Here is a 22006-nt window from a genome sequence, read left to right on the forward strand (position 1 = left end):
GAATTCAGGCTTGAATGGCGCAGTAAACCATTCGCCAGATCAAAAACCTGGTAAGGCATATAAGTAACGCTATAAAATTGCCTTAAGTGTAGTTAAACATTGAGCAGGTAGTCATAAGGGGACGCATCCATGCGGATGGCTGATGTAATCGATTCACATTTGGACGACATTCTTAAAGAGTGGGATGCATTCGTCGCGTCGCAGTTTTCATCTGCCGCAAACACAAACGCACTGGCGGGACGTGACCACCGCTCTGAAATTCTTCGTTCTATTGCCGCAGACTTGCACCAGCAACAAACCGGTGCCGCCAGTATCGATAAATCGCGAGTATTGGCACCGGCTGTAAAAAGTGCACCGGAAACCGGCGCTGAAATGCATGGCAGGCTGCGGGCAGAAGAAGGGTTTTCCATCACCGAGATTGTGAGCGAGTTTCGCAACCTGCGAGCTACAGTGATGCGGTTGTGGGCCATGAGGAATACTACGTTATCCGATGTCACGGCCATAGAGGATGTGACGCGCTTCAACGAGGCGCTCGATCAGGCGATTGCCGAATCTGTCGATTACTTCAACCAAGTGTTTTCCAGTGACCGCATTGCACGGGATACCTTGGATAAAGAACTCAAGATCAATCGCGGGCGCCTCGAATACGCAAGCCGGATATCGCATGTAGGCTTTTGGTATTGCGACCTGCCCTTTGACGTTCTGGAATGGGACACGCAGGTAAAGAATCATTTCTTTATGGAACCTAACGCGACGGTCACGATAGAAGACTTCTACGACAGGATTCATCCAGAGGATAGGGAGCGCACCAGGCTAGCGATTGCTGAATCGATCAGCAGCCGCGATGCCTATGACATCATTTACCGCACAGTGCACCCCATGACGAATGAGGTGAAGTGGATTCGCGCGCTCGGGGGCACCGATTACGACGCTGACGGTAACCCTATCCATTTTGACGGGATCACCGTGGACGTGACAGCGCAAAAACTGGTTGAGATGCGCGTGGCTGAAAGCGAAGCCAGGCACCGTGGTGTGATCACCAATATGGATGAAGCGTTTGCCCTGTTTGACCAGGACTTCAACATTATTGAAGTCAATGACGCCACTTGCAAGTTTGTAGCCATGCCCCGCTCGCAAATGCTAGGTGCTAATCACTGGCAGCTGTTTCCGGGCACATACGAATCTGATATTGGCAAAATGTACAGGCAAGTCCAACTGGATGGGCAGCCTAAATTCCTGGAACATCATTATGTATTCCCGGACGGCCGTACATTCTGGTTTGAGGCACGCGCCTTTAAGGTTGGGGATGGCGTGGCGGTACTTTTCCGCGACATTACCAAAAGAATCAAACTGATTGAAGCGCTGAAAGAGTCCGACAAGCGCAAGGATGAGTTTCTTGCCATGCTGGCCCACGAGCTTCGCAATCCGCTGGCCCCGATTGTGACGGCAGGCGAGATTCTTTTGCGGCTTTCTCAAACGAATGAATCGATTGCGCGCCCTACTGCCATCATCCGCCGACAGGCCAAGCACATGACGCGGCTGATTGATGACTTACTGGATGTTGCCCGGGTCACGCAAGGGCATATCCACCTGCAAAAAGAAGTGATTGATATTAATGAGGTGCTCGCTCAGGCAGTTGAAATGTGCGAGCCGCAACTGCAGGCAAAAGAACTGCACCTTAATATATCCACAGAGAAGACCACGCCGGTATTTGTTGAAGGAGATATGGCACGGCTGGTGCAATGCGTCGCAAACATACTGACCAATGCCATCAAATATACCGAACCCGGTGGGAAGATTAGTATCGTGGTCCGCAGTGAAGATGCGGAAGTGATCATTGAAGTGGCTGACACCGGCAGTGGCATTGCGCCTGAGATGCTCACCCAGATTTTCGAACTGTTCGTGCAAAGCCAAATTACCATTGATCGCTCCCAGGGAGGGTTGGGCGTAGGCCTGGCCATCGTCAAGCGCCTGATCAACATGCATGGCGGCCATGTAAGCGCATTCAGTCAGGGTGAGGGGCTAGGCTCCACTTTCGAAATACGACTGCCGCGCATTGTTTCTTCCACCACCACTGATCTCCAGGCCATAGAAGACAATGGAGCGAATGGGCGCGTGTTGATTGTCGACGACAACGTGGATGCAGCCGATACCCTGGTGATGATCATGGGGATACTGGGGCATGATTGTATGGCTGTGCATAGTGCTCAAGAGGCACTGTCCACTATTGATACTTTCAAGCCAGACATAATGCTAATTGATATTGGCCTGCCTGATATCAATGGTTACGAACTGGTACAGCAAATTGGCAAGTTGCCGATGGGGCGAGACCTGCGCAAGATTGCTTTAACGGGTTATGGGCAGCCTGAAGATAAACAGCGTGCGCTTGAGGCCGGGTTTGACGAGCATCTGGTAAAGCCGGTCGAGATTGATATATTGGAGCGGGCGATAGGTGGAGGTTAAGGTTCATACATTGAACTGAAAACCATCACCAGGCAATTGACTGTCGAGCCTTTCCGTACTTACAGGAAAATACACGGTGAATGATGGCTTTTGCTTGTATCGAGATGCGATTTTGCAAAATCCGGCCCCGTAGATTCTGGCTTGTTGCACAGGACTGATGCCATAATATCCCATGGTTTCTGTGCATCATCCAATCTCTGCTTTACTCGCCTCAAATGAAGGCGATTTTTCCACATGGCTGCAAGCGGCAGCGAAACGATTCTCGCCCTCCGAAGTGGAGTTGATCAGTTGCGCCTATGCGTTGGCAGTGCCTCTCTATGCCGGGCGCTCATCACTAACTGGCACGCCACTGCTGTTACATGCACTAGGTGCGGCGACTATCCTCATTGACATGAACATGGATGTCGAAACAATCGCTGCCACGATATTGCATGCAGTGCCTGAATATCTGGCCGATTGGCGTGCAACGCTGGAAACGCGTTTGGGCACCAATATTGCGGACCTGGTGGAAGGCATTTCACGCATGGAGCAAATCCAGGCACTCAGCGAGACCGAGCGCTTGCATGGCACGGACCGGAAAAACGACGACCACGCGCAACAAATAGAAAGTCTGCGCAAAATGCTTCTGGCCATGGTGCAGGACATCCGTGTGGTGTTGATCAAACTGGCAGATCGTACGCAAACCCTGCGCCATTTGTCCGGGGCTAGCACTAGCCTGCAGAAACAGATTGCACAGGAAAGCCAGAGCCTCTTTGCGCCACTTGCCAACCGACTTGGCGTGTGGCAAATCAAGTGGGAGCTGGAAGACCTCTCTCTGCGCTATCTGGAACCCCAGATCTACAAGGAAATCGCACATAAGCTGGATGAGCGCCGCGTCGACAGGGAACAATATATCATTGACGTCGTGGCAGAGCTGCAAAAAGAGTTGCTTGAAGCAGGCATCAAAGCGGAGGTCGCTGGGCGTCCCAAGCACATTTACAGCATCATCAAGAAGATGAAAAGCAAGCGTCTGGATTTTACCCAGCTCTATGATGTCCGTGCTGTGCGCGTGCTGGTTAACGATATCAAGGACTGCTATGCCGTGCTCGGGCTCATCCACAACCTGTGGCAGCCCATCCCCGGTGAATTTGACGACTATATCGCGCGCCCCAAGAGCAACAATTATCGTTCGCTGCATACCGCGGTCAGTGGGCCGCGTGGGCTGGCACTTGAGGTGCAGATCCGCACTTTCGAAATGCATCAGCACTCTGAATTGGGTGTCGCGGCACATTGGCGCTATAAGGAGGGTGGAAAATCCGACGCCAAATTTGACGAAAAGATCGCCTGGCTACGCCAGATTCTGGCATGGAAGGATGACGTCTCTGAGAGTGGCGACCTGATTGAGCAATTCAAGAGTGAACTGTTTCAGGATCGCGTCTATGTGCTGACGCCACTTGGTAAAGTCATCGACTTACCAAAAGGGTCTACGCCGATCGATTTTGCTTACACGCTACACACCGACCTGGGGCACCGTACGCGTGGCGCCAAGATTAATGGCAGCATCGTGCCGCTCAACACCAAATTACAGAATGGCCAGCGCGTAGAAATCCTGACTTCAAAACTTGGTTCGCCTAGCCGGGACTGGTTGAATGCTTCACTGGGTTATCTGCAAACCACCAGCGCCCGCGCCAAAGTCAGGCAATGGTTTAAATACCAGCATTTTGATGAACATGTGGCCCAGGGTCGGGTGAAGCTGGATCGTGAGCTACATCGGGCCGGCATCGGTACCATCAATCATGAAAAGATCGCACAGAAACTGCACTTCCAGAAACTGGAAGATTTTCTGGCTGCCATTGGGCGTGGTGATGTCACTGAACATCAAATCTCGCTTGCGATCCAGGAAGATACTTCGCCCAAGACAGTAGACGTCGCAATCACACGCCCTCCCAGACGGAACACAGCGGTGCACCCCCACGCCGGTATCGTGATTGAAGGCGTTGGCAACTTGCAGACGGGGTTTGCCAAATGCTGCAAACCATTACCGCCGGATGCGATTGTTGGCTACCTGACGCGCGGTCACGGGGTGACTATCCATCGCAGCACCTGTGGCTTTATAGCACGGTTACCAGAGGAGCGGCGCGACCGTGTACTTGGTGCGCAGTGGGGCAGCTACGAGAACTTCAGCGCAAATGTTGATATTGAAGTGGAGGCCCATGATCGCCAAGGCTTGCTCCGGGATATTAGCGATCTATTTGCACGGGAAAAGATCAATGCCACCAAGGCTAACACCATCAGCAGGCACAATCTGGCGCTGATGCAGTTTTCGATTGAGGTGACAAACCTTGAGCAACTCAGCCACCTACTGACGTTGATTCAGCAGGTGCCGAATGTCATTTCGGCACAGAGACGGTACTAGTCGGCTTCCCGCACGATGGTAGACACCGTGATAGTGAATTAAACTGAAGGCCATAAGCGTCAGGTCCTGAATAGCAGCAAATCATCATCGCCTACCTCAGCCCATGAATATGCTACATAGCTAGACCCGACCCCTCGCTTTCCTGGTTATGTATCTCTGCATCAGCTGGCTGAGCGTTTGCCAGACATTGCCACTTACCAGCAAGCCGTACAAGCGTCGTCGCGAGGCCAGAGCAATGGTTGGGATGAGCTTGATTAAACATTAAGATATCTGGAAATCACTTATCAAAATCAATCGAGTCTGACTTTATCGACTTGCAAATAGGTAGAGACGCGTAGAAAATAACTTTAAATATTGAGTCAAACAAACAATAAGAAAGAAAAACTATGGGTTTGCAACAATTTGATCCAACCACCTATCGCTTTGAATATATTCCTCAAAGAATCGCTTCACTTGAAACATGCATCATCGCTTGCCACACAGTTCTATCATCTCATGTAGATATGCCTCTTGATTTAAATTTCGGCAACACTAAGTTAAGTCTTCCAGATTCAAACCTAATTATCGGATTAGCTATTGATGCTGGTTTAATTGCTAATCGCACTCTGCTTAATTTTATGGGACTTAAACTTTCAAATGGATCCGTTATCAATGAAAGCTATGCTCTTACAATCGAAAGATTCTCAATACCACTTACCCCTGTGGTGGACGCATTTAAAATACTTGAGCCTATGATTCCAAGCACTGAGATGCATAAAATTTGGGCCGAAACCCTTAAGGTTGCGAGTAAATCTGCAGCTCACTTTACTGAAGATGGCGCTACAATTCAAGTTGCTCGGTTAGGGTTTGCTTGCCTAGCTACAGCGAAGTTGGTCAGACATCGATTTTTTAACGTGACCGGAACTCCTGAACCACATTGTATTATACCTTCTGATATTGAGCCGAAAATTGGAAGTATTTGGGATGCGGTTGATCCAACTGTGAATCTTTTTTGCTAATCGCTGGACTCAATTGTTTCTTGTAAAAAGACAAACTAAAAGCTTAAAAAAATTCTCTTTCATTGTTTTAGATATATTAAATTAGTCAATGTTACTAATACGTAAAATTGAATTCAGATTTTCTTTAAGTTGGAATTGAGTTTCTTCTAAAGACCTTCCCCATATCTCTGACAAATGCGTCTGGGATCAGAGTAAAATTTATATCTTCTACTGAGCCAACTTCAAGTGTTTTAACCAGTTCTTGTTTTATTTATCTGCAATTACTCCGCTAATTTTAATTATGTATTGACTTAAGCATAAGTAATGCTCATATTATTGTGAGATATTCTCTTTTTTTATTGCATCTATGGACTATATCGAGTTCCGCCGACATTTAGGTAAAGCTGGCATGACTATTGAAAGGTTTTCAAGTCTAGTTGGTGTTAGAGCCAATTCGGTTTCTAACTACTCTAAAAAGAAACATGTACCTACTCAGTATGCAATTATTGCAATACTAATGGGTGACAGCGTGGATAGAGGTGTCGATGTGAATACTCTACTTTCCAGATTTGGCATTAAACCTCAATCTACAGCAATGAAAAATATTACCAATATTGATCATTTTCGTACCCAGCACTCCCTTGGTGAAATCTAAACATGTTAGATGAATTAGAAATTAAAACTGCAGTAATTGACCGTTTGTATTTAACAAACGCATTGGAGAATGCCGTCTTAATTAATGAAATGGTTATTGCAAACTGGAGCCGAAGAACAGATTTAACCGTCGTTAATGGCAAGCTTCATGCCTTTGAAATCAAAAGCGACCTTGACAATCTTGATAGGCTAGAAGGTCAAATAACAACTTATTTGACAAGGTTTGACAAAGTGACTGTTGTAACAACACCGCGATTCTTATCAGTAATGAAAGAAAAACTACCAGAGAATGTAGAGTTGTGGGAGATATCAGAGCTGAACTCTGAAATAACTATTCGGACTATAAGACGTGGCAAGACTAAAGCTATTACTAACAAGAGAATGCTATGTGAATTTCTCCATAAGCCTGAATTAGTATCCTTTCTAAAACAAAATGATATCGCTTCATCAACATCTTTTTCACGCAATTATTTAATTGGGAAATGCGAAGAAATGGCATCCAGGAAGCTAAGAGATTTTGTTTTATTTGCGTTAAAAAATCGATATAAAAACACTTTTAATCGATTCGATAGTAATCGCAATGGCAAAACGAAAATTGAAGATTTATTGTCTCTTAGTAAAAGCAGCTTGCTTAAAAAAACTTATGTTAGTCAAAGACCTGTGTTTACCCCAAGCCCTTTACACGAAAAGTATACAAGGACATTAGACATATCATCTCTTAGAATGAAATATGGGCTAGAGGCCGAAAATATCCAAAAAACTGTATTGCTAAGAAAACCATCTTAAAACTCATCATCCAACGTATCAGTTAAAGACAATTCAAGTTGTTTTTCTATATGTATATTGACTCGAGTAGCGATCCATTTAGATCGCACCTTCATACCATTATTATTGCCTTGTGAGACTTCAATAATTTTTTTGCTACCCCAATAGTCCTCATCGAGAATCTCTGGATATCTTTCTACGAGCGCTTTCGCAGTTTCAATATATCCATCCCCATCCAATCCTGGCCTTCTCTCAATTGCCCATGCATCATAAAGCGGATACTCAATTTGAGGCGTATACTTCCCCCCCTTTGCAAGATAAACTTTTGAGTGAATTGACCCATGATCTCCATAAATTGCAGCATCCACTCCAATAGCTTGGAGAAGTTCACGCTCTAAGATATTTATTACGCCACTTTTTCTATCACTATTCACTTCAAGAAATTGGGTAACTGTTGAAGGGTAGCTAGTCGATATAATTGAAATTATGGCTTCAGGTATTTCCTCACGTATATCGTTTATAGCAGACACACACGCTGCAATAGATGCGGCCATAGTCTCACGTATGTAACCTGCATCAATTATAACAAGCGCGTTTTCTGGAGAATCCATTGCGGATATGGCATTAATAACCTTCGAAGTATCATTTACGTAATCCGTTATACGAAATGCAACTCGATTTAAACCAATCCCCTCTAAAAATCTTGTTTGCCTAATAATTTGAGACTGTTTTGCCTCTTGCACCATCTGTATGGTTGGGATGAAGTTATTTTGTGATTGAATAAAATCACACCATGCGTTGAAGTTACCACTAGGATTCAATAACTTTGTGAGCTCATCATTTTGATATGCATTTTCTCTTGTCAAGTCAACAATACAAGGCCTTTCATCAACAGCAGATTTTAACTTACTGATAGACTCACTTAAGCCATCCATTTTTGGCCATGCACCTATAGTGAAAATTGGGATTAAACTATCTTTTGTGGATTGTTTTAGCTCCGAATATCCTTCAATTTCGGATGGTCGAGTTCTTAAAGCAGGGTAATATTGACGCTCTTGAAATTTAATTGTCATTTTCTAAGCCCTCTTCTTTAACTTCTTGTTTAGGTTTTCTCGGTGTAGCTGATCGCAAAGATTTAGATGCAAGAAACTCACTAATAGATATTAATCGTTGCTTCTCATTCTGCAACTCTACTTTTACCTCAGTAAGCTCAATTAATTGATCAGTATATGATTTTGCTAACTTGGAAGCTTCTTCAGATTGGTTTGCTAATAACTCAATAAGTTTTGAACATACTCTGATAGAGGCTATGGTTGAAAGAATCGCAGCCCCCCACCCAGAAAGCGCCAAATAATATGCATTCGGATTTGATGAGTAAGAAAAATAAAGAGTCAAACCTATGCCAGCTAATCCCGTAATAAAACCGCCGACACCAAACCACAAGCCCAAGATCGTTGCAGAGTCTGTATTAATTTTTTTCATTTAGCGATCAAACTAGAAAATGTCTTCTGTAATAGCCATAAAAAAAGCCAGCTCACACTGGCCTTTACTTTTTAACCGCACTTACTATCCCCACAATTCAAGCAGGTCATACATCCATCCATCAATATGCTTGCTTTGGTATTACACTTTTTGCAAAGCTGCGCTCCTTTTGGGAAGCCTTCGTCGTTTGCTTCTTCACCTGACTTGGCGTGCTTTTCCATGTATTCCGCTTTTTTCTCTTCAACCAGTTTTTGCTGGTGTTCGTCCAGGCCCGGTTTTTTCAGCATGCCGATTTCCTGCAGGTGGGTTTCGACTACTTCACCAATTTCGGCGACCAAGCTAGGCACGAACTTGCCGCCTTTTTTGAAGTAACCGCCTGAAGGCTCAAACACGCTTTTCAGTTCTTCTACCAGGAAAGTGACATCGCCACCTTTGCGAAACACGGCGGACATCACGCGGGTCAGCGCGACGATCCACTGGAAGTGCTCCATGTTTTTGGAGTTGATGAAGATTTCGAACGGACGGCGGTGCTCTTGCGGCGTGCCTTCGTTCATGATGACGTCATTGATGGTGATGTAGAGCGCGTGCTCGGTCACCGGCGTCTTGATCTTGTAGGTGTTACCCACAAGCATATCCGGGCGGCTTAGCGGTTCGCCCATCTGGATAACATTCGTAGCAGCCGCTGCTGCGGCTTCGGTTGCTTTTTTGTCTTCATCGGTCACCAGTTTGTAGGCGGTGATTTTTTTGTCGATCTTGATTGCCATGTTGTTCTCCCTATTGGAGTAATCAATTATTTAATAATTTCCTGTCAGCCAAAAATTCTATGGGATGACCGTAACGAGCGACTCGGGGGCTAGGCGCAAAGTGATTTTTAACCGGAGTGTACAAGTAGTACATGAGGATTAAAAATCACTTTGTAACACCGCACCCGTGAGCGCAGTAGGTCAGGGCTTAGAATTTTCCGTAGTAGCCTTCTTTAAAGGCATCGAATAAGTTGGCCGCCGTATGAATCTCGCCGTCATACTCAATCTCTTCATTCCCCTTGGCTTCGATCTCGGTGCCATCTTCCAGCGTGAACTTGTAAGTGGTGCTTTCGAGATCTTTCTCGGTCACCAGCACACCCTGGAATGCTTCCGGGTTGAAACGGAACGTCGTACAACCTTTCAGGCCCTTGTCATACGCGTAGAGGTAGATGTTCTTGAAATCCTCAAAGTCGTAATCGGTAGGCACGTTGATGGTTTTGGAGATGGAGCTATCAATCCATTTTTGTGCTGCGGCCTGGATATCGACGTGCGCTTTCGCCATGATGGTGGATGAATCGAGGAAGTAATCCGGCAATTGCTCTTCTGGTTTATCACTGAACGGCATGGCGTTGGCATTCACCAGTTCGCGGTAAGCCAGCAGCTCATAGCTGAATACATCGACTTTCTCTTTGGACTTTTTGCCTTCACGAATCACGTTACGTGCATAGTGGTGGGCAAAGCTGGGCTCGATACCGTTGCTGGCGTTGTTGGCCAGGCTCAGGGAAATCGTACCGGTAGGTGCGATGGAGCTGTGATGCGTGAAGCGTACACCCTTGGTCGCGATCTGGTTACGCAGGCCTTCCGGGAACTGCTGCATGTAGCGGCTGTATTTACCCAGCAACACTTTACCGGCCAGTTTCTGGCCGACCTTGATGCCATCGGCAGCCATTTCAGGACGCAGGCGCAGCATGTCGGCAGTCACTTCAAATTTTTCGTCCATGATAGGTGCCGGGCCTTTTTCTTCGGCCAGTTGCACGCCGACTTCCCAGCCTACTTCGGCCATGATGCGGGTGACTTCTTCGGTGAATTTTACGGAATCATCTTCACCGTATTTCATTTTCAGCATGGTGAGTGTGGAGCCCAGGCCAAGGTAACCCATGCCGTGACGGCGTTTGCGGGCGATTTCCACGCGTTGCTGTTCCAGTGGCAGGCCGTTGATTTCCACCACGTTATCCAGCATACGGGTAAACACACCAACCACGTCGCGGTATTCTTCCCAGTCGAAATGCGCTTCTTCGGTAAATGGCTTGCGCACGAACTTGGTCAGGTTGACGGAACCCAGCAGGCAGGCACCATATGGTGGCAATGGTTGTTCGCCGCAGGGGTTAGTAGCGCGGATGTTTTCGCAGAACCAGTTGTTGTTCATTTCGTTAACGCGGTCGATCAGGATAAAACCTGGCTCGGCAAAGTCGTAGGTGGAAGACATGATCACGTCCCACAGGCGGCGGGCCTTGATGGTTTTGTAGATGCGGCAGGCGACCTTGCCTGCATCCGGGCCATCGACCTTGCTCAGGTATTTATGCTTGATTGGCCAGTCACGCCACACCACCTGTGACTCGTCATTCACGTTCAGGCCATCAATAATCGCTTCTTTCTCGGTGACCGGGAAAGCCAGGCGCCATTCGTCATCGGCTTTCACGGCTTCCATGAATTCTTTGGTGATCAAGCAGCTCAGGTTGAACTGGCGCAAACGGCCGTTTTCACGCTTGGCCTTGATAAAGTCAGTCACGTCGGGATGCGAAATATCAAAGGTTGCCATTTGCGCGCCACGACGGCCACCGGCAGAAGACACGGTGAAACACATTTTGTCGTAGATATCCATAAACGAGAGCGGGCCGGAGGTATAGGCACCGGCACCGGCGACAAATGCGCCTTTTGGACGCAGGGTGGAGAATTCGTAACCGATACCGCAACCAGCTTTCAGGGTCAGGCCGGCTTCGTGCACTTTGCCCAGGATGTCATCCATGCTGTCTTCCACCACGCCGGATACCGTGCAGTTAATGGTAGAAGTGGCTGGCTTGTGCTCCAAGGCACCGGCGTTGGAAGTGATACGCCCGGCAGGAATGGCGCCGCGGCGTAACGCCCACAGGAATTTCTCGTGCCATTCGGCTTTTTTCTCTTCGGTGGTTTCTACATCGGCCAGCGCACGGGCGACACGGCTATAGGAATCATCCATGTCCTGATCGACATGCTCACCGGTTTTAGTCTTGAGGCGGTATTTTTTATCCCAGATATCGAGCGAGACCGGCTGCACCGGAATGTCCACTGCACCCTCTTCTGAATAAACCTTCTTCGTTTCAACTGCTTTTAGCATTGAGCTTCTCCATACCTTGGTGATTCTTATGATTTGACACATCAGTCTGTAAGCACCAAGGCTTGAGCGACTGACATCGCTTTCTGAAACCCGCCGGGCAAGCATTTGCATACTCGTCAATGCACGCGCTACTGCTAGAAGCACGTACCCGGCTAAACACAATATCTTGTGTTAGTTGCGGTAATTTATGCCTATATTTTGTTGACGTCAACCCATTTTTTACGCCTTTTTTTGGTGCGTAATGCTTGCATTTTTCCAATCACTTTAGACACAAGGGCTGTGGCATAGGTGAGTCATCACTCTCCTGTTTCGCATGCATTTCATTGGTGCGTTCAATCAAGATATCAACACAAATATGCGAGAATAGCGCCATGCCAAAATTCGTGTATACCGCACTGATCTATATGGTGGCGCTGCTGCTGCCAGTCAAGCTGCTCTGGCGCGGCCTGAAACAACCCGCATACCGCCAGCATGTGGCCGAACGTTATGGGTTCTATACCCAAAAAATAAACGCACCATTGATCTGGGTACATTGCGTCTCGGTCGGCGAAACCCGCGCCACTCAACCGCTGATCCAGGCACTACTGAAAGAATATCCGCAACACCAGATACTGATGACGCATGGCACCCCCACTGGGCGCGAAACCGGTCAGCAGGTATTGCGTGAAGAAATTGCCAGTGGCCGTGTGTTACAAGCGTATTTACCGGTAGACACGCCTGGCGCCGCCAAACGCTTTTTTGCTCACTTCAAACCGGCATTAGGTTTGTTAATGGAAACAGAACTATGGTTTCACCTGATTGCTGAAGCCAGTCGCAGGCAGATGCCGGTCGCCTTATTAAGTGCTCGCCTGTCGGAAAAATCAGCACGCGGTTACGCCAAACTGGGCAAGCTCACGCATGATTGCCTGGAGCAACTGGCGCTGGTGGCTGCCCAAACTGAGGCGGATGCAAAACGACTACAAGCCTTAGGTGCCAGCAATGTGATGGTATGCGGCAACCTGAAGTTTGACGTCACGCCACCGGCAGAGAGTGTGACCAACGGTGCACGTTTGCGCGAGCTGCTTGGTACAAACCGCACTGTGCTGATGGCTGCCAGCACACGTGAAGGCGAAGAGCAGCTGATTCTGGATGCGGTAAAAGACAGTGACGTTTTGCTGTTATTAGTCCCGCGCCATCCGCAGCGTTTTGCCGAAGTGGAAGCATTGCTAAAAGCACGCGGCTTACGCTATGTGCTGCGCACCGAGCTTGCGCAAACGCTGAATGAAGATGTGCAAGTGGTGCTGGGTAACAGCATGGGCGAGATGTATACCTACTATGCGGCGAGTGATTTTGCGGTCATGGGCGGCAGTTTGCAGCCACTGGGCGGGCAGAACCTGATTGAAGCAGCGACGATGGGAGTGCCCACTATTTTAGGGCCGCATATGTTTAATTTTGCGCAGGTGACGAGAGAGGCGGTTGCGGCGAATGCGGCGATGCAAATGGCGGATATTGCTGAGTTAAAAAACACGATTGCAAACCTGGCGAAAGACAAAGCCAAGGTTAGAGCAATGTCTAAAGCGGCGAAGGATTTTACGGTGCAACATCGTGGAACGACGCAAAGATTGATGGCAGCAATCAATAAATTATTAAAAACTTAATTCTTTAGAATTAAAAGCTATTGGCTAAATTTATTAGCTTCGTAACGCTTTTACTGCATTCCTTTTCGCCTCTAGGCGACCGTTCTTTCTTCCATAAGTAAAAGCAAAGAGAAAGACGAGCATCTTTTTCAGAAAAGTTATGCTTTGTAGAAGGTTTCTAGTTAGGGGAGTTTCCATTTCGCCTCTAGGCGAGTTACTTTTCTTTGCTTGCACAAAGAAAAGCTAACCAAAAGAAATGCACCCTAGCTTCCGCTTGTTTCCTGCGTTGCTCGTCAAAACAAGCGGTCGCGAAACTCGACCTGGCAACTCACACAAATCGTGAGCTGCCGCGGGACTCAAACAAACGCTCCCTTTCTCCTTGTTTTGCCTGCGCTACTCGGCGCGTCAGATAGGGACCCGTTTAAAACCACCACGATGGAACATACCTTAGGCATGTAAGGTTAAAGGGCGCTAAGTGCGTTTTGAGCCTTGAAGACAAAACTCAAATTCTAATAAATCTAATTCTTTTGTTTCTTTTTCCCAGAGTGGTCGAGCGTGGTGCGACGCAAAGAATTACAGTCAAGCGAAAGCGTGTGCTTTTCATGGGCCCCTATCTGACGCGCCGAGTAGCGCAATCAGCGTGGGAGCCTTTGGCCAGCGTCTGTTTGAGTTCCGCAACAAGCCACGTTGTGTGTGGCTTGTCAGGGCGAGTTTCGTTGGACGCCCACGTTGATGAGCAACGCAGGAAACAAGCGGAAGCTAGGGTGCCTTTTCTTTTGGTTACTTATTCTTTGGGCAAGCAAAGAAAAGTAACTCGCCTAGGGGCGAAAGGCACTGGTAAATATTCTTAGAAGTACCTATTAAAAACAAACCTAAGCAAGTGCAGCATACCCTCTTCGATTGCAACTAAGTTAAGTCACCACCTCGCCTGGATTCTGGCCGTCGCCAGAATGACGATGAGATGCAATAAATTAATGTACGAGGCATTCCTCCTCAATCTCAAAACCCCAAATGCGGCCGTAAATAAGTCAGCACTATCGGCAATCCAATCGCACTGATCACCCCATTCAAACCCATCGCCATACTGGCATAAATACCCGCCTCTTCATTCACACTAAATGCCCGCGTAATCCCCAACCCATGTGCACCCACACCAATCGCCGTGCCACGTATCCACCATTGATGTACTTTGCAAGCATTCAAAATATAGGGTGCCAGGATCGCGCCCAGCATTCCGGTAATCACAGTAAATACCGCTGTCAGCGTGGGCGACACACTCAGCCGCTCGGCAATGCCCATCGCAATCGGCGCAGTGACCGATTTGGCATACATGCTGCCGACAATATTGTCAGACGCGCCCATCAGTTTGCTGATGGCAACTGCACTGACGATCGATACCGTACTGCCCGCAGTCAGTGCAACCCAGATATGGAAAATCTTGCCCTGCATGCGTTTGAAACCGTGATAGATAGGTACTGCCAGCGCCACGGTTGCCGTGCCCAGCAGGAAGTGTACAAACTGCGCGCCTTCAAAGTATTTCTCGTACGGCATATCCAGCGCATCAATAATCAGGCAGGTCAGGATCACCGCAATTGCCACCGGATTGACCAAGGGATGGCGTTTGGCACGTACATACATCAGATAGCCGAGCTGGTAAGTGGCCAGCGTGATGATCAGCGCGAACAGCTGGTCGCCGGAAAGGTAGACCCAGATTTCCGAGATAGGCAGGCGGTTACTCATGGCGCTGCTCCCGGGTGATGCCTTTATTACGCTTCAGTGAAAAGTACCAGAATACTTTGAGCACGATTGCCGTCACCGCAATGGTCAGGATGACGCTGACCAGCAAGGCGGTACTCACTGCCAGCGCATGCGTTTGCAATTCAGGCAGGAATAACAGCACGCCGACCGAAGCGGGCACAAACAGTAAGCCCAGATGCTGGCGGAAAGCGTCCGCAACGTCGGCAAGGTCTTTATCCACCTGGCCGCGCAGGCACAGGAATGCCAGCAGTAACAATAAGCCAAGCACCGGCCCCGGAATACTGGGCAGGAAAAACTTGCTGAGCAACTCACCCAGGCCCTGCCACAAAAAGAGTTGAACCAAACCTGATATCATGCAATCCCCTTATATACATGGCCGCGCTGCTACGGCCGATTTTCCATGCCGATTTACAGCCATAGAATGCCGCGATGTTAATGTCATTTACCAGATTCGACCATATTTTTTTCAACCGTGTGCTGTTCATGCTGGGATTACTGTTCGCAGCTGCCGCTTTTGCCGATACAGAGGAAGATGGCCGTTACTGGTTAAGCATCTACACCCAGGGCAAGTTACCGGCAGATAACTTTTACTGGAGTATGGATACGCATCCGCGTTGGCGTGAAGAAGGCATGGAGTTTGACCAGCTGATTTTGCGGCCAGCGGTATTTTACAGATTCAATCCAAAATCCAGCGTCTGGCTGGGTTATGACACCGTGATCAATCATCCTGCCGGGCAATCCGATTTTCGCGAAAACCGGCTATGGGAGCAGTTCCAGTACCAGTTTGATGAAGTGGCCGATATCACTTTCACCAGCCGCACCCGTTTCGAGCAACGCCGCCGGGAGGACTTCCAGGACGTAGGGCATCGCCTGCGGCAGATGGTGCGGGCTACGACGCCAAGTACACTGCATCCGCAGATGCAGTGGGTGGTGTATGACGAATTGTTTATCAACTTCAACCAGACCGAATGGGGCGTGCGGCGCGGCATAGACCAGAACCGCCTGTTCCTGGGTATCAACTGGAAATTCAGCGATTTTTCCAACGTGGATGTCGGTTACCTGAACCAGTTCATCAATACCCGCACGGTAGACCGCGAAAACCACGTATTGATGACCACCTTTCGCTTCAACTTCTAGCCACTGAGCTTGAAACGCGCTGTGTTAAAATGGCGCTTTTATTTTCAAGTTGATACGCATGACGCAACTGACGGTTTCCCCCACCGAGCAATGGCTACGTGAAGCCTTGTCCAAACGCATCCTGATCCTGGATGGCGCGATGGGGACCATGATCCAGCAATACAAGCTGACTGAAGCCGACTACCGTGGCGAGCGTTTCAAGGACTTCCAGGGACCGGCCGGCGAGCGGGAGCTGTTTGTCAAAGGCAATAACGAACTGCTGACACTGACCCAGCCGCATGTGATCCAGGAAATCCACGAGAAATACCTGGCTGCCGGTGCCGACATTGTAGAAACCAATACCTTTGGTGCTACCAGCGTGGCGCAAGATGATTACCATATGGCGCACCTGGTGTATGAAATGAACGTTGAGGCGGCCAAATTAGCCAAGGCCGCCTGCGTCAAATACAGCACACCGGACAAGCCGCGCTTTGTGGCTGGCGCGTTGGGCCCTACTCCAAAAACCGCTTCGATTTCACCGGATGTCAATGATCCCGCCGCCCGTAATGTCAGTTTTGACCAGCTGGTAACTTCTTACCACGAGCAGATCCGCGGCCTGGTGGATGGTGGCGCCGATATCCTGATGGTGGAAACTATTTTCGATACCCTCAACTGTAAAGCCGCCTTGTTTGCGATCGAGACGTTTTTTGATGAACAGGGCAAGACTTGGCCGATCATGATTTCCGGCACGGTGACTGATGCTTCCGGCCGTATCCTTTCCGGCCAGACCGTCACGGCTTTCTGGCACTCAGTCCGCCATGTCAAACCGCTGACCGTAGGCCTGAACTGCGCGCTGGGTGCGACGCTGATGCGCCCATATGCTGAAGAACTCAGCAAAGTGGCGGATACCTTTGTGTGTATCTACCCAAATGCCGGTTTGCCTAACCCGATGTCAGACACCGGTTTTGACGAAACGCCGGATGTGACTTCCAGCCTGGTCAAAGAGTTTGCTGACAGCGGCTTTATCAATATCGCCGGTGGCTGCTGCGGTACCACGCCCGGGCATATCAACGCGATTTATACCGCGATCAAGGACCTGCCCCCGCGCCAGGTACCCACGTTACCGGTCGCCACCAAGTTGTCCGGGCTGGAGCCATTTATCATTGATGAAAGCTCGCTGTATGTGAACGTCGGCGAACGTACCAATGTGACCGGTTCGAAAGCGTTTGCGCGCATGATCATCAACGAGCAATACGAAGAAGCGCTCAGTGTCGCCCGCCAGCAGGTGGAGAATGGCGCCCAGGTCATCGATATCAATATGGATGAAGGCATGCTGGATGCGGTCAAGGCGATGACGCACTTCCTTAACCTGGTTGCCTCCGAGCCGGATATCGCCCGCGTGCCCATCATGATCGACTCCTCCAAATGGGCGGTGATTGAGGCTGGCCTGAAATGTGTGCAAGGCAAGGCCATCGTCAACTCGATCTCGATGAAAGAAGGCGAAACCGAGTTCCTGCGCCAGGCCAAGCTATGCCAGCGTTATGGCGCGGCCGTAATCGTGATGGCGTTTGACGAAGCCGGCCAGGCCGACACATTTGCGCGCAAAACCGAGATCTGCAAACGCGCTTACGATCTGCTGGTAGGCCAGGGTTTTCCGCCGGAAGATATTATCTTTGACCCGAATATTTTTGCGATTGCCACCGGTATCGAAGAACACAACAACTACGCGGTGGACTTTATCGAAGCCACGCGCTGGATCAAGCAAAATCTGCCGTATGCGCGTATTTCCGGTGGCGTATCCAACGTCAGTTTCAGCTTTCGTGGCAACGAACCGGCACGTGAAGCCATCCATACCGTGTTCCTCTACCACGCCATCCAGGCCGGCATGACCATGGGTATCGTTAACGCCGGCATGGTCGGTGTTTATGACGATATTCCCGCAGAATTGCGGGAACGCGTCGAAGACGTGGTACTGAACCGTGTGGTCGACCCGGACAATCCGCTGGCGGCGACAGAGCGCATGATCGAGATCGCCGGTACTTTGGTCGCTGGTGGCAAAAAGGCGGAAGCCACACTGGCCTGGCGCGGTACACCGGAAAATCCGGTGCCAGCCAGCAAGCGCCTGGAATATGCACTGGTACATGGTATTACCGACTATATCGTCGCCGATACGGAAGAGGTTCGCCAGGACATCATGAACAACGGTGGTCGCCCTATCCATGTGATCGAAGGCCCGCTGATGGACGGCATGAATGTGGTCGGTGACCTGTTTGGTCAGGGCAAGATGTTCCTGCCGCAAGTGGTGAAATCGGCGCGTGTGATGAAATCCGCGGTCGCGCACCTGATCCCGTTTATCGAAGAAGAAAAAGCACTGGAAGAAAAACGCACCGGTGTGGTGGCCAAGCCCAAGGGCAAGGTGGTGATTGCCACGGTAAAAGGCGATGTACACGATATTGGTAAAAACATCGTCTCGGTGGTGTTGCAGTGCAATAATTTTGAAGTGGTGAATATGGGTGTGATGGTGCCTGCCGCTGAGATCCTGGCCATGGCCAAGGCTGAGAATGCCGATATTATCGGCTTAAGCGGCCTGATTACGCCATCGCTGGAAGAAATGGCCTATATCGCCAGGGAAATGCAGCGCGACCCGCATTTTGTAGCACAACAGACACCATTGCTGATCGGTGGCGCGACAACCTCTCGCGCGCACACCGCCGTGAAAATTGCGCCTAACTACGAAGGCCCGGTGATTTACGTACCGGATGCTTCCCGCTCGGTCAGCGTCATGCAAAACCTGCTGACGCCGGAAACGCGCGGCGCTTACCTGGCCGAGATCCAGGCCGATTACGAAAAAGCCCGTCACCAGCATGCCAATAAAAAAGGCGTGCCTATGCTGACCATCGCTGATGCGCGTGCCAATGCAGCCAAAGTAAACTTCGCCGCGCCAAATGCGCCGGTAAAACCCAAATTCATTGGTCGTCGTGTATTCAAAAATATCGACCTGGCATTGATTGCACAATATATAGACTGGGGTCCTTTCTTCCAGACCTGGGACCTGGCCGGTTTTTATCCTGCCATCCTCAAGGACGAGGTCGTCGGTGAAGCCGCGACCAAAGTGTTTGCCGAAGCGCAAACCATGCTCAAGCGCATTATTGATGGCCGCTGGTTAAATGCCAATGGCGTGATTACCTTGCTGCCAGCCAACCAGGTCAATCACGATGATATCGAGATCTATACTGATGAATCCCGCAGCCAGGTAGCGTTGACCTGGTACGGCATGCGCCAGCAAACACAAAAACCGGTGATTGACGGCGTGGCACGCCCTAACCAGTGCCTGGCCGACTTTGTTGCGCCCAAGGGCACCGATGACTACATCGGCCTGTTTGCGGTGACGGCTGGCCTAGGTATGGAAAAACGCCTGGCTGAGTACGAAAAGAATCATGATGACTACAACGCCATTATGTTCAAGTCACTGGCTGACCGTTTGGCCGAAGCGTTTGCCGAGTATATGCATGAGCGTGTGCGTACCGATTTCTGGGGCTATGCCGCCAGCGAAGCACTGGATAAGGAAGCGCTGATCAAAGAGCAATATAAAGGTATCCGTCCGGCGCCAGGCTACCCAGCCTGTCCGGACCATACGGTGAAAGCGGATATGTTCAGGGTGCTGCAGGCGGAAGAAATTGATATGCAGTTGACGGATAGTTACGCGATGTTGCCGGCAGCGGCAGTAAGCGGTTTTTATCTGGCCCATCCGGAATCCAGATATTTCAGTGTCGACAAGATAGCCAATGACCAGGTGGAAGACATGGCGAAGAGAAGGCATGTGGATAAGGCCTGGTTGGAGAGATGGTTAGCGCCTAACCTTGGGTAAGTAGTAACTACATATACAAAGCGCACTATTCAGTGCGCTTTTTGTTTTGTCTGATTGATTTAGAAGTCATTCTTTGGGTTGTTGTATTGGCGGATTGGTTGGCGTTTTTTCGCCCCTCGGCTACCCTCTTTCTTATGCTTGTCCGTAAGAAAGAGGGTAAAGAACAAGACACCCTAGCTTCCGCTTATTTCCTGCGTTGCTCGAACCAGGACTTTCGTCCGTTGCTTTGCCGGACTTAGGCATAAGCGGTCACGAGACTCGCCCTAGCGGCTTGCATACTGCGCAAGCCACCGCGGAGCTCAGACAGTCGCTCCCTTTCTCCTAATTTTGCCTGCGCTACTCGGCGCGTCAGATAGGGGCCCGTTTAAAATCACCACGATGAGACAATGGTAGAGCGCAAGAGGCAGCGGGCGCTAAGTAACCTTTTAAAAAGCTAAGACTAAAACCCACAAGCTATTCGATATGTCTTGTTCGTTTTTTGCTTTGCGTTTTTTTCACTGATTGAGCGGGAATGACTGTGACGAGTCTGAACATAACTAAAAGCGTGTTGGTTTTTACGGGCCCCTATCTGACGCGCCGAGTAGCGCAGTCAGCGGGGGAGTTGTCGGCTAGCGTCTGTTCGAGTTCCGCGGCAGCTTGCGTTCTTTGCAAGCCGCTAGGGCGAGTTTCGCTGGACGCCCACGTTGATGAGCAACACAGGAAACAAGCGGAAGCTAGGGTGCCTTTTCTTTTTTAGTTACTTTTCTTTGGGCAAGCAAAGAAAAGTAACTCGCCTAGGGGCGAAAAATAATCTTGAATATCGAAGAATTAACGATTAGAACTATCAGCAAGCGCGATACTAGCTTTTATATTGCAGCCAAGCTAAGCACTAACCCGGCCTGGATTCTCCCTGCGGAACCCCTGCTATACCCTCCCCCAGAATGACAATGCAAACACCAAACCATGTTCTGAAAACTCTTGTCACATTCCCTCAACCACCCGATAAATTGAAATAAATGCTTACGAAACTGACACCCACCTTACAAAGCGCCATTTAATGCGAACTACGCCCTTTGGCGACTTGTCATTTCCCATGTAAAAGCGTTTAATGTAAGTATTGTAAAGATCATAAAATCTTTTTGATACTTGGATCTTGATACTTTGCCTTACGCATTTACACCATTATAAAAACCGTTATTACAGAAATTTGATTCTTTTCCGTTAACTGATTTAATGCATAAACATTTGAATACAGCCGCAACACAACTCAGACTGTGGGTCGTCACAGTGCTGCTGACTGTACTCGGCTTTGCATTAGTCGCTGAATTCTCCGATCACTCCAGCTACAGCGATGATACCGTCCGGATACGGGTCGCTGAAATTGTTGAATATAGCGGCGATGGCGAATCACCCCTGACTGCGCCGCTTTACCTGATCCCCCCCGCCGCAAGCATCACTATTGCCTGCATGATTCCTTTTGCGTTGCTGTGTCTCTCTCGCCGTCGCGTGGCTCCACGCCCGGTGGTTGTTCGTCACCTGCATTCGCGCGCTCCGCCTGCCTCAAACTAAGGTGTCATCCGCGTAAGCGCCTGTGCATGGCGCGCGCTGAACCTGAACACCCACACGCCTAATTCCGCCATAAGGTACCCGTTTGCTTGCCTCAAAATAAGCAAGAATGACCTAGCAATATCACCTTAATCACCGCGGACAACACAGGCTGTGTATCACAAGACAGGTTCAACGCTCATGCCAGTTCAGCACCCGGATGGTCATGCGTTGCATTACCCTTTCTTTATTATCTGATACACATAAATAT

At 49.3% G+C, this 22006-nt stretch carries 15 protein-coding genes; 9 read left to right on the forward strand and 6 right to left on the reverse strand.

The features are described 5' to 3' along the window. The first annotated feature begins 135 nt into the window (after positions 1–135). The 5 genes from LPA26_RS09270 (at position 136) to LPA26_RS09290 (ending at position 7275) form a co-directional block, all read left to right on the forward strand. Positions 136–2463, forward strand: a complete 2328-nt coding sequence (locus tag LPA26_RS09270; RefSeq protein WP_229008085.1) for an ATP-binding protein — start codon at positions 136–138, stop codon at positions 2461–2463. Between the two features lie 172 nt (positions 2464–2635). Further along, positions 2636–4858, forward strand: a complete 2223-nt coding sequence (locus tag LPA26_RS09275) for a bifunctional (p)ppGpp synthetase/guanosine-3',5'-bis(diphosphate) 3'-pyrophosphohydrolase (protein WP_229008086.1) — start codon at positions 2636–2638, stop codon at positions 4856–4858. A gap of 386 nt (positions 4859–5244) precedes the next feature. Next, a complete protein-coding gene (locus LPA26_RS09280) occupies positions 5245–5856 on the forward strand; it encodes a hypothetical protein (RefSeq protein ID WP_229008087.1) in 612 nt (203 codons plus the stop codon). A 346-nt stretch (positions 5857–6202) separates the two neighbouring features. Then, positions 6203–6490, forward strand: coding sequence for a hypothetical protein (locus LPA26_RS09285; RefSeq protein WP_229008088.1), 288 nt, complete (start codon positions 6203–6205; stop codon positions 6488–6490). 2 nt (positions 6491–6492) lie between these two features. Next, positions 6493–7275, forward strand: coding sequence for a sce7726 family protein (locus LPA26_RS09290; protein ID WP_229008089.1), 783 nt, complete (start codon positions 6493–6495; stop codon positions 7273–7275). Here the strand turns inward: LPA26_RS09290 and LPA26_RS09295 are convergent. The 4 genes from LPA26_RS09295 to LPA26_RS09310 all read right to left on the reverse strand — a co-directional run bounded on the left by LPA26_RS09295 (position 7272) and on the right by LPA26_RS09310 (position 11853). After that, the gene (locus LPA26_RS09295) at positions 7272–8327 is read right to left on the reverse strand and encodes a beta family protein (RefSeq protein WP_229008090.1); all 1056 of its coding nucleotides are present in this window, start codon (positions 8325–8327) and stop codon (positions 7272–7274) included. The genes LPA26_RS09290 and LPA26_RS09295 overlap by 4 nt on opposite strands. After that, complete coding sequence (locus tag LPA26_RS09300; protein ID WP_229008091.1) at positions 8317–8736, reverse strand: hypothetical protein; 420 nt, start codon at positions 8734–8736, stop codon at positions 8317–8319. Before LPA26_RS09300 ends, LPA26_RS09295 begins: the two co-directional genes overlap by 11 nt. Positions 8737–8807: 71 nt before the next feature. Beyond that, on the reverse strand, positions 8808–9500 hold the full coding sequence (locus LPA26_RS09305) for an NrdJb (protein WP_229008092.1): 693 nt from the start codon (positions 9498–9500) through the stop codon (positions 8808–8810). Positions 9501–9687: 187 nt separating this feature from the next. Next, on the reverse strand, positions 9688–11853 hold the full coding sequence (locus LPA26_RS09310; protein ID WP_055868885.1) for an adenosylcobalamin-dependent ribonucleoside-diphosphate reductase: 2166 nt from the start codon (positions 11851–11853) through the stop codon (positions 9688–9690). Between the two features lie 371 nt (positions 11854–12224). Here LPA26_RS09310 and waaA point away from each other — a divergent pair, with 371 nt between their 5' ends. After that, positions 12225–13490 (forward strand): lipid IV(A) 3-deoxy-D-manno-octulosonic acid transferase, encoded by a 1266-nt coding sequence (gene waaA / locus LPA26_RS09315; protein WP_229008093.1) that lies wholly within the window; start codon positions 12225–12227, stop codon positions 13488–13490. A gap of 978 nt (positions 13491–14468) precedes the next feature. Here the strand turns inward: waaA and LPA26_RS09320 are convergent. Then, complete coding sequence (locus tag LPA26_RS09320; RefSeq protein WP_229008094.1) at positions 14469–15209, reverse strand: LrgB family protein; 741 nt, start codon at positions 15207–15209, stop codon at positions 14469–14471. Further along, a complete protein-coding gene (locus LPA26_RS09325; protein WP_055830336.1) occupies positions 15202–15582 on the reverse strand; it encodes a CidA/LrgA family protein in 381 nt (126 codons plus the stop codon). The genes LPA26_RS09320 and LPA26_RS09325 overlap by 8 nt, the downstream gene beginning before the upstream one ends. An 80-nt stretch (positions 15583–15662) precedes the next feature. Here LPA26_RS09325 and LPA26_RS09330 point away from each other — a divergent pair, with 80 nt between their 5' ends. The 3 genes from LPA26_RS09330 (at position 15663) to LPA26_RS09340 (ending at position 21759) form a co-directional block, all read left to right on the forward strand. Continuing rightward, a complete protein-coding gene (locus LPA26_RS09330) occupies positions 15663–16364 on the forward strand; it encodes a DUF2490 domain-containing protein (RefSeq protein ID WP_229008095.1) in 702 nt (233 codons plus the stop codon). A 58-nt stretch (positions 16365–16422) separates the two neighbouring features. Further along, complete coding sequence (gene metH, locus LPA26_RS09335; RefSeq protein ID WP_229008096.1) at positions 16423–20211, forward strand: methionine synthase; 3789 nt, start codon at positions 16423–16425, stop codon at positions 20209–20211. Between the two features lie 1224 nt (positions 20212–21435). Beyond that, complete coding sequence (locus LPA26_RS09340; RefSeq protein WP_229008097.1) at positions 21436–21759, forward strand: hypothetical protein; 324 nt, start codon at positions 21436–21438, stop codon at positions 21757–21759. The last annotated feature ends 247 nt before the right edge of the window (positions 21760–22006 follow it).

Origin of the sequence: Methylophilus sp. Leaf408 (assembly GCF_916856905.1) — a bacterium.
GTDB lineage: Bacteria > Pseudomonadota > Gammaproteobacteria > Burkholderiales > Methylophilaceae > Methylophilus.

Bases quoted from the DNA above. Each gene is read 5' to 3' on its own strand.
- LPA26_RS09270 (WP_229008085.1), top strand. From the start codon at position 136: ATGGCTGATGTAATCGATTCACATTTGGACGACATTCTTAAAGAGTGG.
- LPA26_RS09275 (WP_229008086.1), top strand. From the start codon at position 2,636: ATGGTTTCTGTGCATCATCCAATCTCTGCTTTACTCGCCTCAAATGAA.
- LPA26_RS09280 (WP_229008087.1), top strand. From the start codon at position 5,245: ATGGGTTTGCAACAATTTGATCCAACCACCTATCGCTTTGAATATATT.
- LPA26_RS09285 (WP_229008088.1), top strand. From the start codon at position 6,203: ATGGACTATATCGAGTTCCGCCGACATTTAGGTAAAGCTGGCATGACT.
- LPA26_RS09290 (WP_229008089.1), top strand. From the start codon at position 6,493: ATGTTAGATGAATTAGAAATTAAAACTGCAGTAATTGACCGTTTGTAT.
- LPA26_RS09295 (WP_229008090.1), bottom strand. From the start codon at position 8,327: ATGACAATTAAATTTCAAGAGCGTCAATATTACCCTGCTTTAAGAACT.
- LPA26_RS09300 (WP_229008091.1), bottom strand. From the start codon at position 8,736: ATGAAAAAAATTAATACAGACTCTGCAACGATCTTGGGCTTGTGGTTT.
- LPA26_RS09305 (WP_229008092.1), bottom strand. From the start codon at position 9,500: ATGGCAATCAAGATCGACAAAAAAATCACCGCCTACAAACTGGTGACC.
- LPA26_RS09310 (WP_055868885.1), bottom strand. From the start codon at position 11,853: ATGCTAAAAGCAGTTGAAACGAAGAAGGTTTATTCAGAAGAGGGTGCA.
- waaA (WP_229008093.1), top strand. From the start codon at position 12,225: ATGCCAAAATTCGTGTATACCGCACTGATCTATATGGTGGCGCTGCTG.
- LPA26_RS09320 (WP_229008094.1), bottom strand. From the start codon at position 15,209: ATGAGTAACCGCCTGCCTATCTCGGAAATCTGGGTCTACCTTTCCGGC.
- LPA26_RS09325 (WP_055830336.1), bottom strand. From the start codon at position 15,582: ATGATATCAGGTTTGGTTCAACTCTTTTTGTGGCAGGGCCTGGGTGAG.
- LPA26_RS09330 (WP_229008095.1), top strand. From the start codon at position 15,663: ATGTCATTTACCAGATTCGACCATATTTTTTTCAACCGTGTGCTGTTC.
- metH (WP_229008096.1), top strand. From the start codon at position 16,423: ATGACGCAACTGACGGTTTCCCCCACCGAGCAATGGCTACGTGAAGCC.